16 protein-coding genes and 1 pseudogene are annotated in these 14697 nt (G+C 74.7%); 10 read left to right on the top strand and 7 right to left on the bottom strand.

Going from position 1 to position 14697, the window contains the following annotated elements; genetic code table 11:
• Positions 1-112 precede the first annotated feature (112 nt).
• Together O7598_RS11850 and O7598_RS11845 are read left to right on the top strand one after the other, a co-directional pair.
• The gene (locus O7598_RS11850; protein ID WP_269691375.1) at positions 113-859 is read left to right on the top strand and encodes a lysozyme; all 747 of its coding nucleotides are present in this window, start codon (positions 113-115) and stop codon (positions 857-859) included.
• A gap of 68 nt (positions 860-927) precedes the next feature.
• The gene (locus O7598_RS11845) at positions 928-1587 is read left to right on the top strand and encodes a peptidoglycan recognition protein family protein (protein ID WP_269691374.1); all 660 of its coding nucleotides are present in this window, start codon (positions 928-930) and stop codon (positions 1585-1587) included.
• A gap of 96 nt (positions 1588-1683) precedes the next feature.
• Here the strand turns inward: O7598_RS11845 and O7598_RS11840 are convergent, their stop codons facing one another.
• Genes O7598_RS11840 through O7598_RS11825 form a run of 4 tightly spaced genes read right to left on the bottom strand, consistent with a single transcriptional unit; the run spans position 1684 to position 6692 of the window.
• Positions 1684-3882, bottom strand: coding sequence for an MMPL family transporter (locus O7598_RS11840; protein ID WP_269691373.1), 2199 nt, complete (start codon positions 3880-3882; stop codon positions 1684-1686).
• The gene (locus O7598_RS11835) at positions 3882-4595 is read right to left on the bottom strand and encodes an LmeA family phospholipid-binding protein (protein ID WP_269691372.1); all 714 of its coding nucleotides are present in this window, start codon (positions 4593-4595) and stop codon (positions 3882-3884) included. The genes O7598_RS11840 and O7598_RS11835 overlap by 1 nt, the downstream gene beginning before the upstream one ends.
• A 55-nt stretch (positions 4596-4650) precedes the next feature.
• Positions 4651-6009, bottom strand: a complete 1359-nt coding sequence (locus O7598_RS11830) for a sensor histidine kinase (protein WP_269691371.1) — start codon at positions 6007-6009, stop codon at positions 4651-4653.
• The gene (locus O7598_RS11825; RefSeq protein ID WP_269691370.1) at positions 6006-6692 is read right to left on the bottom strand and encodes a response regulator transcription factor; all 687 of its coding nucleotides are present in this window, start codon (positions 6690-6692) and stop codon (positions 6006-6008) included. Before O7598_RS11825 ends, O7598_RS11830 begins: the two co-directional genes overlap by 4 nt.
• An 84-nt stretch (positions 6693-6776) precedes the next feature.
• Between O7598_RS11825 and O7598_RS11820 the strand changes: the two genes are divergently transcribed.
• From O7598_RS11820 to O7598_RS11805, 4 genes are all read left to right on the top strand, one after another.
• Positions 6777-7142: an ArsR/SmtB family transcription factor gene (locus O7598_RS11820; protein ID WP_269691369.1), complete on the top strand. Its 366-nt coding sequence runs from the start codon at positions 6777-6779 to the stop codon at positions 7140-7142.
• Positions 7139-7780, top strand: coding sequence for an SRPBCC family protein (locus O7598_RS11815; protein WP_269691368.1), 642 nt, complete (start codon positions 7139-7141; stop codon positions 7778-7780). Before O7598_RS11820 ends, O7598_RS11815 begins: the two co-directional genes overlap by 4 nt.
• Before the next feature lie 120 nt (positions 7781-7900).
• Positions 7901-8461, top strand: a complete 561-nt coding sequence (locus O7598_RS11810; protein ID WP_269691367.1) for an NADAR family protein — start codon at positions 7901-7903, stop codon at positions 8459-8461.
• A gap of 10 nt (positions 8462-8471) precedes the next feature.
• A complete protein-coding gene (locus tag O7598_RS11805) occupies positions 8472-8981 on the top strand; it encodes an NUDIX domain-containing protein (protein WP_269691366.1) in 510 nt (169 codons plus the stop codon).
• A 3-nt stretch (positions 8982-8984) separates the two neighbouring features.
• Here the strand turns inward: O7598_RS11805 and O7598_RS11800 are convergent.
• Positions 8985-9149, bottom strand: a pseudogene (locus O7598_RS11800) (LLM class flavin-dependent oxidoreductase); the annotation flags it as partial.
• A 58-nt stretch (positions 9150-9207) separates the two neighbouring features.
• Here O7598_RS11800 and O7598_RS11795 point away from each other — a divergent pair.
• From O7598_RS11795 to O7598_RS11780, 4 genes are read left to right on the top strand one after another with little or no spacing between them, the layout of a single operon-like run.
• The gene (locus O7598_RS11795) at positions 9208-9372 is read left to right on the top strand and encodes a hypothetical protein (protein ID WP_269691365.1); all 165 of its coding nucleotides are present in this window, start codon (positions 9208-9210) and stop codon (positions 9370-9372) included.
• Between the two features lie 16 nt (positions 9373-9388).
• On the top strand, positions 9389-10795 hold the full coding sequence (locus O7598_RS11790) for a selenium-binding family protein (RefSeq protein WP_269691364.1): 1407 nt from the start codon (positions 9389-9391) through the stop codon (positions 10793-10795).
• The gene (locus O7598_RS11785) at positions 10792-11430 is read left to right on the top strand and encodes a hypothetical protein (protein ID WP_269691363.1); all 639 of its coding nucleotides are present in this window, start codon (positions 10792-10794) and stop codon (positions 11428-11430) included. The genes O7598_RS11790 and O7598_RS11785 overlap by 4 nt, the downstream gene beginning before the upstream one ends.
• Before the next feature lie 52 nt (positions 11431-11482).
• Positions 11483-12760 (top strand): sulfite oxidase, encoded by a 1278-nt coding sequence (locus O7598_RS11780; protein ID WP_269691362.1) that lies wholly within the window; start codon positions 11483-11485, stop codon positions 12758-12760.
• On the opposite strand, the gene O7598_RS11775 is transcribed toward O7598_RS11780, so the two are convergent.
• Entirely contained in the window at positions 12747-13295 is a 549-nt protein-coding gene (locus O7598_RS11775) for an RNA 2'-phosphotransferase (protein ID WP_269691361.1), read from the bottom strand. The two genes, O7598_RS11780 and O7598_RS11775, sit on opposite strands and share 14 nt — an antisense overlap.
• Before the next feature lie 76 nt (positions 13296-13371).
• Positions 13372-14478 carry a hypothetical protein gene (locus O7598_RS11770; RefSeq protein WP_269691360.1) on the bottom strand — a complete coding sequence of 369 codons (1107 nt, stop codon included), beginning with the start codon at positions 14476-14478 and terminating at the stop codon, positions 13372-13374.
• Positions 14479-14697 lie beyond the last annotated feature (219 nt).

Here is a 14697-nt window from a genome sequence, read left to right as displayed (position 1 = left end):
AAGAAAATCTTCGATACGTCTATTGAAGAGTTTCTCCGTCGTGTGACCTAATGTTGACAGTTCCTTTCGTCCGACTCCCGCCGCCACGAGCGGCAACCCCCAGGGAGGAAAGATGCACCGACTCCTGCGAAGCGTGCTGCGCACGACCGGCGCCGCCGCGCTCGCCACCGTCACCGCCGCCGCAGCGGCCCTGATCGGCGCCGCCCCCGCCCACGCCGCCCCGGCCGGCCTGCCCGGCATGGACGTCTCCAGCTACCAGGGCAACGTGAACTGGTCGACCGCCTGGGCCAACGGCGCCCGGTTCGCGTACGTCAAGGCGACCGAGGGCACGTACTACACGAACCCGTACTTCGCCCAGCAGTACAACGGCTCCTACAACGTCGGGATGATCCGCGGGGCGTACCACTTCGCCCGTCCGGACACCACAAGCGGCGCCACCCAGGCCAACTACTTCGTCGACCACGGCGGCGGCTGGTCGCGGGACGGCAAGACGCTGCCCGGCGCGCTCGACATCGAGTACAACCCGTACGGCGCCACCTGCTACGGGCTGAGCCAGGCGTCGATGCGGAGCTGGATCGCCTCGTTCGTCAACCAGTACTACGCCCGCACCGGCCGGTGGGCCACCATCTACACCACCACCGACTGGTGGAGCACCTGCACCGGCAACACCTCGCAGTTCGCCGCCAACAACCCACTGTGGATCGCGCGCTACGCCAGCAGCGTCGGCACGCTGCCGGCCGGCTGGGGCACGTACTCGTTCTGGCAGTGGTCCTCCTCCGGCACCTTCCCCGGTGACCAGAACGTCTGGAACGGCACCCTGGACCGGCTCCGGGTGCTGGCCTGCAACGGCACCTGCTGACCCACCGCGGCGGGACGGGCCACGACGGTCCGTCCCGCCGCGGCGTCCGTACCCACGAGGAGGCCCCGATGTCCGTTCCCCTCCCCCGGCGGGCCGTGCTGCGCGGCGCGGTCCTGCTCGGCGCCACCACGCTCGCCCAGGCCGGCGCCGGCGGCGCGTGGGCCGCCGCGGCCCGGGTCGACCAACCGACCATCGCCAACTGCGCGACCTGGGGCGCCCGGCCGCCGTCGTCGCCGGTGAGCGTGGTGCAGAACCGGCCCAACAAGATCATCATTCACCACACGGCGTTCCCGAACACCACCGACTACAGCCTCGCCCAGGCCTACCGGAACTCCCGCGACATCCAGAACCTGCACATGGACTCCAACGGGTGGCTCGACTCCGGCCAGCACTTCACCAACAGCCGGGGCGGCTACCTGACCGAGGGCCGGCACGGCAGCCTCTACGGGCTGCTGCACGGGCAGAGCATGGTGCAGGGCGCACACTGCGTCGGGCAGAACAGCCAGGCCATCGGCATCGAGAACGACGGCATCTACCTCGACGTGCAGCCACCGCAGGCGCTCTGGGACAGCCTGGTCTGGTTCTGCGCGTTCACCTGCCAGCAGTACGGCATCGCGCCGACGGAGATCTACGGGCACAAGGACTTCAACTCCACCCAGTGCCCCGGCCTGCTGCACGACCGGCTGCCCGAGCTGCGCCGCACCGTCGCCACCCGCCTCGGCGGCTGAGATGCAAGGCGGGGCCCCTTCTTAACGCATTCGGTAGAGGAAGGGGCCCCGCTTAACTCAGCGAAGCGGGTGCGCCGGACGTCAGGCGTCGCGCCGTCAGCACACCGGCACGGGCGGCGTCCGCTCGGCGGCCCGGCTCCGCCGGCCGGGCCGCCACCAGTTGGCCCGGCCGAGCAGGGCCATGGTGGCCGGCACCAGGAGCGCGCGGACCACTGTGGCGTCGACCGCGACCGCCACCGCCATGCCGAGGCCGAACATCTTGATCACCGGATCGTCCTGGAGCACGAAGCCGGCGAAGACGGTCACCATGATCAGCGCGGCCGAGGTGATCACCGGGCCGGTGCCGGCCAGCCCTTCGCGGACCGCCACCCGGTTGTCGCCGGTGAGCTGCCAGGACTCCTGCACGGCGGTCAGCAGGAACACCTCATAGTCCATGGAGAGCCCGAAGAGCAGCGCGAACAGCATCATCGGCAGGTAGCTCTCCACCGGCACCGGACCGGACAGGCCGGTCAACCCCGCGCCCCAGCCCCAGGCGAAGACCGCGGTCAGCACCCCGTACGCGGCCCCGATCGAGACCAGGTTCATCACCGCTGCCTTCACCGCGACGACCGGCGCCCGGAACGCCGCGTACAGCAGCAGGGTGGCCAGTCCGACCACCACGGCGATGACCCAGGGCATCCGCTCCCCCACCCGGTCGGCGAGGTCAACCCGGGTGGCCGTCGCACCGCCCACGTGCACGGTCACGCCGGGCGCGTCGAGGGTCCGCAGCGTACGCACCAACGTGGCGGTCGCCGGGTCGCTCGGCGCCGTCTGCGGGTACGCGGTCAGCACCACGACCCGGCCGCCGTCGGCGAGCCGGGCCGGGGTGACCCGGGCGACGCCGGCCGTGCCGGCCACCCGGGCGGTCAGCTCGCCCACCCGGGCGTCGGCGCCGGAACCGGCCGGCGGCGCCAACTCGGCGACCGCTGTCAACGGTCCGTTCACGCCCGGCCCGAACCCGGCCGCGAGACGGTCGTAGCTGGCCCGATCGGCCGTGCCCACCGGCTTGTCCCCCGGATCCACCTGTCCCAGCCGCAGGTCGAGGGCCGGCGCGGCGAGCGCGCCGAGCAGCAGCAACGCGAGGATCGCCCAGCGCCACGGCCGGCGGGTCACCCGGTCCGCCTGCCGGGCCCAGCCGGTCACCCGTCGCTCCCCGGTGCCGCTCGCCGTGGCGAGGCCGGCACCGGTGGCGGGTGACACCGGCGCCGGACGCCGGCGGTGAATCCGGAGCCGGTCGAGCCGATGCCCGAGCAGGGCCAGCAACGCCGGCAGCAGGGTCACCGCGCCGGCCACCGCGACGACCACCACCAGGCCGGTGGTCCAGCCGAGCGTGCCGAGGATCGGTACGCCCGCCACCGCCAGCCCGCCGAGGGCGACCACCACGGTCCCGCCGGCGAACACGACCGCGCTGCCCGAGCCGGCGACGCTGCGGGCGACCGCCTCGGGCACCGGCACCCCCTCGGCCAGCAACCGACGGTGCCGGGTGACGAGGAACAGCGCGTAGTCGATGCCGACGCCGAGACCGACCATGGTGGCCAGCGTCCCGGCCACCGCCGGCACCGCCACCAGGTGCCCGGCCAGCCCCACGGCGCTGACCGCGCACGCGAGCGTGAAAAGCGCGGTCACCAGCGGCACCGCCGCCGCGACCAGGCCGCCGAAGGCGAGCAGCAGCACGATGGCGGCGACCCCGAGGCCGAGCAGCTCACTGTCCCGTGAGCTGCCCCGTTCGGCCGCCGAGGCGAGCACCCCGCCCGGGGTGACCTCGATGCCGGCCGCCTCGGCGGGCGTCGCCGCGTCCGAGACCGCCTGGGCGAGCGCCCTGTCCACGTCACGCGGGGACACGTCCAGCCGCACGGTCAGCCAGCCGGTGCGCCCGTCCGGGCTGAGCGTGCCCGCGGCGGCGCTCGCCGCGTCCACACCCGTCACGTGGGGCACCTCGGCGACCTCCCGGGCCACCCGCGCGAGCGCGTCCCGCCGGGCCGGGTCGTCGAGGCGGCCGTCGTCGGCGTACAGCACCAGTTGACCGCCCGTGCCGCCGTCCGACCCGGTCCCGTCGATCAGGTCGCGGGCCTGCTGGGCGTCGCTGCCGGGCAGCGCCACGTCGTTGTCCACCGGCCGGCCGAAAATCGCCGCCGCGCCGACCAGGGCGACGGCGAGCATCAGCCAGCTCGCCAGCACCGTCCGGGGGCGGCGGGCGCAGAGCCGGCCGAGCCCGCCCAGGATCCGGTGGACCCGGCTGCCGTCGTCGACCCGCATCATGCTCCTCCACAGCGCGCGCCGGCGCGGCCACCGGCCGCCGGCAGGGTGAGATCGTGCCCCTCGACCCGTACGAGGAGCCCGTCGGCGGTGGCCGCGACCGACCGGTAGGACAGATCCGCCGGCAGGGCCGGCAGGGCGCGGCCCAGGTCGGGGCCGCCGCCGAGCCGGTCAAGCAACTTGCCCGCCGGACGCCGGACGCCGAACACCTCCACCTCGATCGGGGTGAGGTTGAGCCGCCCACCGTCCAGCGTGGGACGCACCAGCAGGGTGACCGGCACGGCGGCCATCTGTGTGTCGATGCCGAGCAGCCCGCCGGCGTAGCGGTAGCGCAACGCGCGACCGGCCGCCTCGGCGGGCAACGCCTCGTAGCCGACCAGCACAGCCACCGCGGCGTCTCCGATCCGCGCCGGCCCGTCACCGGTGCGGACGTCGCGCAGCTCGGCATCGACACGGTCGACGTGAAGGCCGCCGGCCCGGGCGCCGACCACGCCGACCCGGATCCGGTCCAGCCGGCCGCCGACCACCTGCGGCAGCACCGGGAAACCGGACAGCTCGACCGAGGGCCGGGACACCCCGGTCGCGCAGGCCACCCGGTCGGCGAGCCGCCCGGCGACCAGCCAGGCCGTCACCCGGTCGGCGACCACCGCCGCCACGACGAGGAACAGGACCGCCGTCCCGGCAAGCAGCCGGCGGCGGATGGATTTCCGCATGGGGCGAGCACACCAGGGCCGGCTGGGCGTCCGACCGGAGCCGGATGAGAGAACGTCAAGAGCGGGCCCGGGGCAGCCGGAACCAGACCGTGACACCTGTTCCCTCGGCGGTATCCAGGCCCAGCTCGCCATCGTGCGCGGCGAGAATCTCGGCGACGATGGCCAGCCCCAGCCCACTGCCGCCGTCGGCGCCGTGGCTGAACCGCTCGAACGCGCGCGCGGCCAGCTCCGGCGACATTCCCGGGCCGCTGTCGCGGACCGCCACCTCGACCCGGTCGCCCCGAGCGTGTACCTCGACGACGGCCGGCGTGCCCGCCGGGGTGTGCGCGCGGACGTTCGCGAGCAGGTTCCCCAGCACCTGGCGCAGCGCGTCGGCGTCCCCCCGCACCGGGGCCGCGTCCGGCGCGACGACCCGCAACGGCCGGCCGGGCTGCACCGCCAACGCGTCGGCGACCGACTCGCGCGCCACCTCGGCCAGGTCGACGTCCTCCCGGTCGAGCCGGGGCTCGGCGTCGAGGCGGGCCAGGTAGAGCAGGTCGTCGAGGATCCGGCTCATCCGGGTCGCCTCCTCGGCACCCCGGCGGAGCACCTCCGGGCGGCGCGCGGGCTCGACCATGTCCCGGCTGAGCAGGTGCAGGTAGCCGCGGATGGAGGTCAGCGGCGTCCGCAGCTCGTGCGAGGCGTCCGCCACGAACGTGCGCAGCCGCGCCTCCGAACGGGCCCGGGCGGCGATCGCCGACTGGAGTCGGGCGAGCATCCCGTCGACCGCACGGGTCAACCGACCCACCTCGGTCCGGTCGCTCCCCTCGACCGGCACCCGGCGGCCCAGGTCGCCGCCGGCGATCGCGGTCGCGGAGTCGGTGATCCGGTCCAGCGGGCGCAGGCCGCGCGCCAGCAGCACCCGGGCGAAGCCGGCGAGGAGCACCAGCACGGTCAGCCCACCGGCCAGCTCCACCAGGACCAGGCGGCGCACCGTCTCGCGTACCGGGGCGAGCGGGAGCGCGATGAGCACGACCGCGCCGCCGGTCCGGACGGTGACCGCCCGCCAGGCTCCCCGGTCGAGCGTGGTCGCCGGGCCGGGACCGCCGCCCGAGGGCGGGGCCGGGGCTCGCTCCAGCAGCGGGGTGGCCGGCGGCGAGCCGCCGAGCCGGGTCAGCGTGCCGTCCGGGTGCCGGATCTCGACCAGGTAGTCGGAGGGCGCGACGACCGCGCGCGCCGCCCCGCCGGGCTCGCGCAGCAGCACGCCGACCCGCTGGGTCGCCAGCGCCGCGCCGGCGCGGAGCTGGTCGTCGGTCCGTTGCAGCAGGTACGCCCGCAGCCCGGCGGCGCTCACCACACCGGCCACCAGCAGCGCCACGGTGGTCAGCGCCACCATGCCGGTGAGCAGGCTGCGCCGCAGCGGCAGCCGGGTCATCCGCCGGCTCTCAGCGCGTACCCGAAACCGCGTTGGGTGACGATCAGCGGCGGCCCGAGCGGGTCCAGCTTGCGGCGCAGGTAGCCGACGTAGGTGTCGACCACGTTCGAGGCGCCGCCGAAGTCGTAGCTCCACACCGCCTCCAGGATCTGGGTACGGCTGAGGACCCGCCCGGGATTGAGCATCAGGTAGCGCAGCAGTTTGAATTCCGTCGGGGAGAGCGCCAGCAGGTGCCCGGCGCGCCGGGCCTGGCAGGTCTCCTCGTCCAGCTCCAGGTCGGCGTACCGGAGCAGGCCGGAGCCGGCCTCGACGTCCGGGCCGATGCGGCGCAGCACGGCCCGGACGCGGGCGACCAGCTCGTCCACGGAGAACGGCTTCGTCACGTAGTCGTCGCCGCCCCAGGTCAGCCCGGCGATCTTGTCCCGTGGCGCGTCCCGGGCGGTGAGGAAGACGATGCCGAACCGGTGTCCCGCGGCGCGCAGCCGGCGGCAGAGCGAAAAGCCGTCGCCGTCGGGCAGCAGCACGTCCAGCACCACCAGGTGCGGCGGCCGCTCGCCGGAGAGCCGCTCCGCCTCCCGCGCGGTGCCCGCGGTGACCACCTCGAAACCGTGGAACCGCAGCACGGTCGCCACCATGTCGACGATGTTCGGCTCGTCGTCGACCACCAGAACCGTCGTACGCATCGGTGCCAGCAGAGCACAGTTCCATGGGAGTTCGATGAGAATGCAGCACTCGCTTATATAAGTTCAACCTGATATAAAGAGGTCGTGCACGCCTTCGACGTCCTCGGCGATCCGGTCCGACGACGGATCCTGGAGCTGCTCGCCGACGGTGAGCAGCCGGCCGGCGCGCTCGCCGACACCGTGCGGCGCGAGTTCGGCATCAGCCAGCCCGCCGTCTCCCAACACCTCAAGGTGCTGCGCGAGCACGGCTTCACCACCGTGCGCGCCGAAGGCACCCGCCGGCTCTACGCGGTCGACCCCGGCCCGCTGCGCGAGATCGACGCGTGGCTGGCCGGCTTCCGCCGCTTCTGGGCGCCGCCGCTGGCCGCGCTCGCCACCGAGCTGGCCCGGGGTCGCCGGGAACGGCGGCTGCGCGAGGACCACCCCGACGACGAGAGGACCAACCCGTGATCGACGTGACCGGTCAGATCAGCGCCGTCGAGCGCCGGATCGGCGACCGTACGCTCCCCGCCGGGCAGGCGCGGGTGCTGACCATCAGCCAGACGTACGACGCGCCGGTGGACGACGTCTTCGACGCCTGCACCAACCCGGAACGGATCCCGCGCTGGTTCCTGCCGGTCTCCGGCGACCTGAGCGTCGGCGGCCGCTACCGGCTGGAGGGCAACGCCGAGGGCACCGTCGAACGTTGCGACCCGCCGCACGGCTTCGCCGCCACCTGGGAGTTCGGCGGCGAGGTGAGCTGGATCGAGGTACGCCTGAGCGACGCCGGCGCCGGCCGTACCCGGTTCGAGCTGGAGCACGTCGCGCACGTCGACGACCAGCGCTGGGCCGAGTTCGGGCCGGGCGCGGTCGGCATCGGCTGGGATCTCGCGCTGCTCGGCCTCGCCTCCCACCTGGGCGCCGCAGGCGAGGGCGTCGACCCGGCCGCGGCAGCCGAGTGGATGGGTTCCGACGAGGGCCGCCGGTTCGTGGCCGGATCCGGCGAGCGGTGGACCGCGGCCAGCGTGGATGCCGGCACCTCGGCCGACCAGGCCCGCGCCGCGGGCGAGCGGGTAACCGCCTTCTACACCGCCACCCCCACCGGCTGAGGTGCAAGGCGGGGCCCTTGTTAACGCATTCGGTAGCGGAAGGGGCCCCGCCTAACTCGACGGACCCGTCGAGCGAGCGGCGTGGGTGGGGATGTCGGTGAGGGCTGGCAGGATCGGGCCATGCCGATCCGTTCCGTCGCCGAGCTGACCGCCGCCGAAGAATCCGGTGAACACGTCAAATACCTGCACTTCTGGGGGCATCAGCCGCAGCGGGACGGCAGCGTCGGCGCCGGCTGCCTGAGCCAGTGGTGGCCGGCGGCGTTCACCGTGGACGGTCGGGAGTTCGCCACCGCCGAGCACTGGATGATGTGGCACAAGGCCGTCCTCTTCGACGACCGCGCGATCGCCGAACGGGTGCTCACCGCGCCGCATCCGCACCGGGCCAAGGCGCTCGGCCGGCAGGTGCGCGGCTTCGACGAGACCGTCTGGACGACCCGCCGCTGGGAGATCGTGGTGGCCGGCAGCGTGGCGAAGTTCGGCCAGCACGAGCCGTTGCGGCGGTTCCTGCTCGGCACCGGTGACCGGGTGCTGGTCGAGGCGAGCCCGACGGACCGCGTCTGGGGCATCGGGCTGGCCGCCGGCGATCCGCGCGCCGCCGACCCGGCGACCTGGCGGGGCCAGAACCTCCTCGGCTTCGCCCTGATGGAGGCGCGCGCCGCGCTCGCCGGCCGGGACGGGTAACGTGCGCCGCGTGACCGCGTACTCGCACTGCTCCTTCTGCGGCGCGGCCTACCCGGCGGGCGCCGGGTGGCCGCGCGTCTGCCCGACCTGCGGCGAGACGGTGTGGCGCAACCCGCTGCCCGTTGCGGTGGCGGTGCTGCCGGTCCGTACGCCCGAAGGCCTCGGCGTGGTGGCGGTGCGCCGCGACATCGAGCCGGCCCGCGGCGAGCTGGCGCTGCCGGGCGGCTTCGTCGAGTACGGCGAGGAGTGGTCCGAGGCGCTGGTGCGGGAGCTGCGGGAGGAGACCGGGCTGCTCGCCGAGGCCGAAGAGGCGCGGCTGTTCGCGGTGCACGGTGCGCCGGCCGGCGGCACCATGATGGTCTTCGGGGTGCTGCCGGAGCGGCCGGCCGGTGACCTGCCGCCGTCCGCGCCGACCGAGGAGGCCACCGAGTGGCTGGTGCTCACCGAGCCGGTCGAGCTGGCGTTCTCCACGCACACCCGGGTGCTCGCCGACTTCCTCGCCGGGCAGCGCCCGAGCTGACCGTCAGGCCCGGGCCGGCACCGGCCGGGGGGAGAACGGCACGCTCGCCGGCGCCTCGGCGGCCTGGTCGCCCGCCGGGTGCCGCCACAGGCCGCGTCGGCGCAGGATCGGCAGCACGCCCTCGCCGAACCGGTACGCCTCCTCCAGGTGCGGGTGCCCGGAGAGGATGATGCTGCGCCGGCTACGCGCCCAGCACGGGTTCGCCGCGCTGCTGGTCACCCACGACGTGGAGGAGGCGCTGCTGCTCGCCGACCGCGTCCTGCTGCTCGACGGTGGCATCATCGCGGAGGAGATCCCGGTCGATCTCGGCCCGACCCGCAGCCCCGACGAGCCGGCCTTCGGCGCGCTGCGGCGCCGGCTGCTCGACCGCCTCGGCGTGCCCACCGCCTGACCCCCAGGGAGACCCGATGACCCGCTGGACCCCCGACCCGACGTTCTATCCCTCCCCCACCCTCGCCGGGGAAGCGCCGGCCGAGAAGCTGGCGTACGTCGCCGCGTTCGACCGCGCCGGGCAGCAACCGGACGCCATCGCGGTGCTGGACACCGACCCGGACTCCGACACGTACGGCCGGGTGGTGGGCTGGACCGAGCTGCCGCACACCGGCGACGAGGTGCACCACTTCGGCTGGAACGCGTGCAGCAGCGCGCTCTGCCCGACCGCGCCGCACCCGCACGTGGAGCGCCGCTACCTGATCGTGCCCGGGCTGCGCTCGTCCCGGATCCACGTGCTGGACACCAAGCCCGACCCGCGCCGCCCCGCACTGGTCAAGGTGATCGAGGCGGAGGAGTTGGGGAAGCGCGCCGGCTACTCCCGCCCGCACACCGTGCACTGCGGGCCGGACGGCATCTACGTCTCCGCGCTCGGCGGCGCCGACGGCCAGGAGGGCCCCGGCGGCATCGCCGTGCTCGACCACACCACGTTCGAGGTACGCGGGGCGTGGGAGGCCGACCGGGGACCGCAGTTCCTGGCGTACGACTTCTGGTGGCACTACACCCAGGACGTGCTGGTCACCAGCGAGTGGGGCACGCCGTCGATGATCGAGGACGGCATCGTCGGGGAGCTGCTGCTGGGCCGCCGCTACGGGCACGCGCTGCACTTCTGGGACCTGGCGAAACGCCGCCACGTGCAGCGCGTCGACCTCGGCGACGCCCACCAGATGGCGCTGGAGCTGCGCCCCGCGCACGACCCGACGAAGTCGTACGGCTTCGTCGGCGTGGTGATCAGCGTCGAGGACCTGTCCGCCTCGGTGTGGCTGTGGCACCGCGACGGCGACGCCTGGGCGGTGACCAGGGTGATCGACATCCCGGCCGAGCCGGCCGACCCGGCCGACCTGCCGGAGCTGCTCAAGCCGTTCGGCGCGGTGCCGCCGCTGGTCACCGACATCGACCTGTCGGTGGACGACCGGTTCCTGCACGTCTCCTGCTGGGGCACCGGCGAGCTGATCCGCTACGACGTCAGCGACCCGTTCCACCCGGTGCGGGTCGGCTCGGTGCGCCTCGGCGGCATCGTGCACCGCACCCCGCACCCGGCGTTCCCCGACGAGCCGCTCGCCGGCGGCCCGCAGATGGTGGAGATCAGCCGCGACGGCCGCCGCGTCTACGTCAGCAACTCGCTCTACGGCGCCTGGGACGACCAGTTCTATCCCGACGGCGTGGGCGCCTGGGTGGCGAAGCTGGACGTCGATGAGGAGCACGGCGGCCTCGTCCCGGACCCGCGTTTCTTCCCGCGCGGCGACGAGTTCCGGGGCCGGCGGGCGCACCAGATCCGGTTGCAGGGCGGGGACGCCTCGTCCGACTCGTACTGCTTCCCGTGACCGGCGCGACCTGGGCGGCGCTCGTCGGCCTCGGCGCGTTCCACGGCCTGAACCCGGCGATGGGCTGGCTCTTCGCGGTGGCCCGGGGCCTCCAGGAGCGGAGGCGGGGCGCGCTGCTGGCCGCGCTGCCGCCGATCGCCGCCGGTCACCTGGCGTCGGTGGCGGTGGTCGCCGCGCTGGTCAGCGCCACCCGGTCGGTGACCGCCGGCACCGTGGTCGCGGTCACCGGCGGGGTGCTGCTGGTCGGGTTCGGGCTGTGGCGGCTGCTGTCCGAGCGGCACTTCCGCTGGGCCGGCATGCGACTGTCGGCGGCCCAGCTCGCCGCCTGGTCCTTCCTGATGTCGGCGGCGCACGGCGCGGGCCTGATGCTGCTGCCGGTGCTGCTCGCCGAGCCGGCGGCCGGCGGTGGTCGCCATGCCGGGCACCTGGCCGCGGCGCCGGCCGGCGCGCTGACCGGGCTGGCCGCGGCGGCCGTGCACACCGCCGCCATGCTCGGCGTCGCGGTGGTCGTCGCGCTGCTGGTGTACGAGGTGCTCGGCGTCGGCGTGCTGCGCCGTGCCTGGTTCAACGTCGACCGGCTCTGGGCCGGCGTGCTGGTGGCGGCCGGCGTGGTGACCCTGCTCGTCGCCACCTAGTCCTACTGGTTGAATAGGGAAAGGCAGCGTCGCCGAACCCCGGAGGTCTCCCATGGGCCGTGTCCCGTCCCCCGCCGAAGCCGTCCACGACGCCGAGCGGAGCCGGCAGTGGCTCGCCGGTGAGGCGCGCGGCGCGGGCGTCGACCGCACCCGGCTGCGGGAGCTGGGCGCCGCGATGGCCGCGGTCACCGCCGCCGCCGCGGAACGCGAACCGGTCGCGATGGCCTCCGCCCCGGTCGGCGTCGACCCGCCGATCGCCAAGCCGCTGCCGCCGGAGCTGCTGCGCCCGCTGGGCAGCAACGCCGAGATGCGCTGGCCGGCGATGGCCGGTCAGGGCCACGTGGTGCCGAACGACCGCTTCTTCGTCCGCAACCACACCGTCACCCCGCACCTGGACCCGGACACCTGGCGACTGCGCCTCTTCGGCGACGGGCTGCGCGGCGCGCCCACCCGGTCCGCCCCGGTGGAGTTCAGCCTCGACGAGTTGCGCCGGCTGCCCGCCGAGGAGAGCGCCGCGCTTGTCGAGTGCGCCGGCAACGGGCGTCGGTTCTTCGCCGAGCAGCAGGGTGTGGCCGCCCCTGGAGTGGCCTGGGGGCTGGGCGGCGTGGGCGTGGCCCGCTGGCGCGGCGTCCGGCTGGGCACCGTGCTTCGCCGGGCCGGCCTGCGCGGCGACGCGGTCGACGTGATGCCCGAGGGCCTCGACCCGGACTACGTCACCGGCGGGGTCGACCTGGGCCGGGTCCGCCGGCCGCTGCCGATCGCCAAGGCGCTCGACGACGTGCTGCTGGCGTACGAGATGAACGGCGAGCCGCTGCCCGCCGACCACGGCTTCCCGGTGCGGGTGGTGGTGCCGGGCTGGATCGGCATCTCCTCGATCAAATGGGTGGGTCCGGTCGAGGTCTCCACCACCCCCCTGTTCTCGCCGTGGAACACCCAGTTCTACCGCCTGTTCGGGCCCGGCCACCCGGCCGACGGCACGGTGCTCGGCGCGCAGCCGGTGAAGAGCGCGTTCGAGCTGGCCTGGGACGCCCGGGTGCCGGCCGGCGAGGAGCTGCTGCTGCGCGGCCGCTCCTGGTCCGGCAACGGCCCGATCGAACGGGTCGAGGTGGACACCGGCGACGGGTGGCGCCCGGCCGACCTGATCGCCGCCGACCGGGGCGGCCCCTGGCAGCGCTGGACCGTCCGCTGGCGCCCGCCGGCGGTCGGCCGGCACACGCTGCGCGCCCGCGCCACCGACCGCACCGGCGCCGGCCAGCCCGACCGGGCCGCCCCGAACACGCTCGCGTACCTCTTCGACGCCGTGGTGGCGCACCCGGTCACGGCGTGCTGACGCTCAGATAGGCCGGCGGGACGGTGTCGGTCAGCCACACCCCGTTCGCGGACCGGTAGAACAGGTAGCCGTTGGCCGCCATCGCGGCGGCGTCGACCGAAAGGACCACCACCGCTCCGCCGCGGCGCGCGCCGACCCGCCGGGCCGTCGCCACGTCCGGCGACAGGTGTACGTGGTGCCGGCGCCCCCGGCGCAGCCCCTGCGCCCGGATGGCGGGCAGCACGTCCTCGGCGGTGCCGTGGAAGAGCCGCCCCGGCGGCACGGCCGGGGTCAGCCCGAGGTCGACCGGAACCGAGTGCCCCTGGCTGGCGCGGATGCGGTCGACCCCGTCCGGGCCGGGCTCGACGGCGAAACGCTGCTTGTCGTTGCCGGCCACCACGGCGTCCAGCTCGGCGCGGCCGATCCGCATCGCGGCGAGCAGATCGGCCACCGGCACCCAGCCCGCCCCGTCGAGGGTCAGGCCGAACCGGTCCGGACGGTGGCGCAACGCCAGCGACATCCGCTTGCTCACCCGGACCAGGTCACGGTGTTCCATCCGGACAGTGTGGACGCCCGGCCCGGTCGCGTCGACCGGGTTCCCCGTGCGGCCCCACCGGGCCGGCGCGGCCCGGTCAGCGGGTGCCGGCCGACTTCGGGTCGACCATCAGGCCGGTGGCGTCCACCACCTCGAAGTCGCTTCCGCGCAGGCGGTCCAGGGCGTGCAACGCGTCGTTGTCCCAGCGCGGATCCGGGGCGCCGGAGATGAACCAGGCCGAGCCGTGGTCGGCCACGATCATCCCGTGGGTCCGCATCGCCTCGGCCACGATCCGAGCCTGCCGGGGCAGCCCGGACAGGTCGACCGAACGCTTGAGCCGCAGCCGCTGGCCGAGCTGCGGCAGCGCCGGATCGGTGGCCGACGAGGCGGAGTGGCTGGCCGGCCACGTCCAGCCGGTGCGGGTACGCGGCACGGTCACCCGGATCGCGTGGTCGATCCGGCCGGCCGCCACCTCGTCGTAGCGGACCAGCCCGGCCAGCACCGACAGCCCGGCCGCGTCGGCGGAGGTCCAGCCCGCCCGGCGCATCCGGTTCGATCGCAGGTCGAAGACCGCACCCGAGCCGGCCCGCCAGCCGCTGCCGGAGCGGTGCGCGTCGAACAGCTCGTACGCCCGGCAGGCGGCCCGGTCCCAGACGATCACGTGCCGGTCGCCGGTGCCGGACGGGCCGCCCTCCACCTTCGCGTCGGCCGGGATCGGGTACGGCCCCGGGTCACTCTCGTCGGCGTACCCGAAGGTGACCGGGACCTTCCGCTGCCCGGCCGGGACGACGGTGACCGGGATGCCGATCGGTGCGCCCTCCCACTGCCCGGAGCCGAAGTCGGCGTGCACGTTCGCGCCGGCCCCGATCGCGCCGACCATCGCGCCCGAGCGGGAGTGCACCGGCAGCCGGGAGACGTCGGCGTGCCAGACGTTGTCGGCCGGGAAGACGGTGCACGCCCGGGCCGGAGCGTTCGGCCGGGCGCCGATCCCGGCCCGGGCGGCCGGTGCCGGCGCGCCCGCGGCAGACGGCGCGCCCGGCGTGGCACTCGAGGACCCGGACGAGGCACCACGAGCGGTGGCGGCGACGTCGGGTACGGCGGTGGCCCCGGACGCGACCGGGTCGACCTCGGACGCGGAGCAACCGGCGGTGAGCAGGGCCAGCACGGCGACGACGGCGGCGCGGCGAGGGCGGCGACGGAGCATTCCGGCGATCCTGCCCCAACCTGCCGTCCCCAGCAACCAGCCGCATCTCGCCGCCCGCATTCCCTGCCCCCGACCCACCGCCGACCACATGCCCCCACCATGTGAGATCGATAGACCACACGACAGGATCGACGTAGATCTTGGTAGGAAAGTGCCCCTATGGGGGCCATTTCGTACCAAGATCTCTGGGCGACGGCCCTAGCGGCGCTGCGCCGATGC

This window comes from Micromonospora sp. WMMC241 (assembly GCF_027460165.1).
Lineage (GTDB): Bacteria > Actinomycetota > Actinomycetes > Mycobacteriales > Micromonosporaceae > Micromonospora > Micromonospora humi.
The sequence above is the reverse complement of the archived record's forward strand: the minus strand, read 5'-3'. Positions and strand labels throughout refer to the sequence as shown.

Excerpts from the sequence above, each read along its gene's own strand:
- O7598_RS11850 (WP_269691375.1), top strand. The coding sequence starts at position 113 with ATGCACCGACTCCTGCGAAGCGTGCTGCGCACGACCGGCGCCGCCGCG.
- O7598_RS11845 (WP_269691374.1), top strand. The coding sequence starts at position 928 with ATGTCCGTTCCCCTCCCCCGGCGGGCCGTGCTGCGCGGCGCGGTCCTG.
- O7598_RS11840 (WP_269691373.1), bottom strand. The coding sequence starts at position 3,882 with ATGCGGGTCGACGACGGCAGCCGGGTCCACCGGATCCTGGGCGGGCTC.
- O7598_RS11835 (WP_269691372.1), bottom strand. The coding sequence starts at position 4,595 with ATGCGGAAATCCATCCGCCGCCGGCTGCTTGCCGGGACGGCGGTCCTG.
- O7598_RS11830 (WP_269691371.1), bottom strand. The coding sequence starts at position 6,009 with ATGACCCGGCTGCCGCTGCGGCGCAGCCTGCTCACCGGCATGGTGGCG.
- O7598_RS11825 (WP_269691370.1), bottom strand. The coding sequence starts at position 6,692 with ATGCGTACGACGGTTCTGGTGGTCGACGACGAGCCGAACATCGTCGAC.
- O7598_RS11810 (WP_269691367.1), top strand. The coding sequence starts at position 7,901 with ATGCCGATCCGTTCCGTCGCCGAGCTGACCGCCGCCGAAGAATCCGGT.
- O7598_RS11790 (WP_269691364.1), top strand. The coding sequence starts at position 9,389 with ATGACCCGCTGGACCCCCGACCCGACGTTCTATCCCTCCCCCACCCTC.
- O7598_RS11780 (WP_269691362.1), top strand. The coding sequence starts at position 11,483 with ATGGGCCGTGTCCCGTCCCCCGCCGAAGCCGTCCACGACGCCGAGCGG.
- O7598_RS11775 (WP_269691361.1), bottom strand. The coding sequence starts at position 13,295 with ATGGAACACCGTGACCTGGTCCGGGTGAGCAAGCGGATGTCGCTGGCG.
- O7598_RS11770 (WP_269691360.1), bottom strand. The coding sequence starts at position 14,478 with ATGCTCCGTCGCCGCCCTCGCCGCGCCGCCGTCGTCGCCGTGCTGGCC.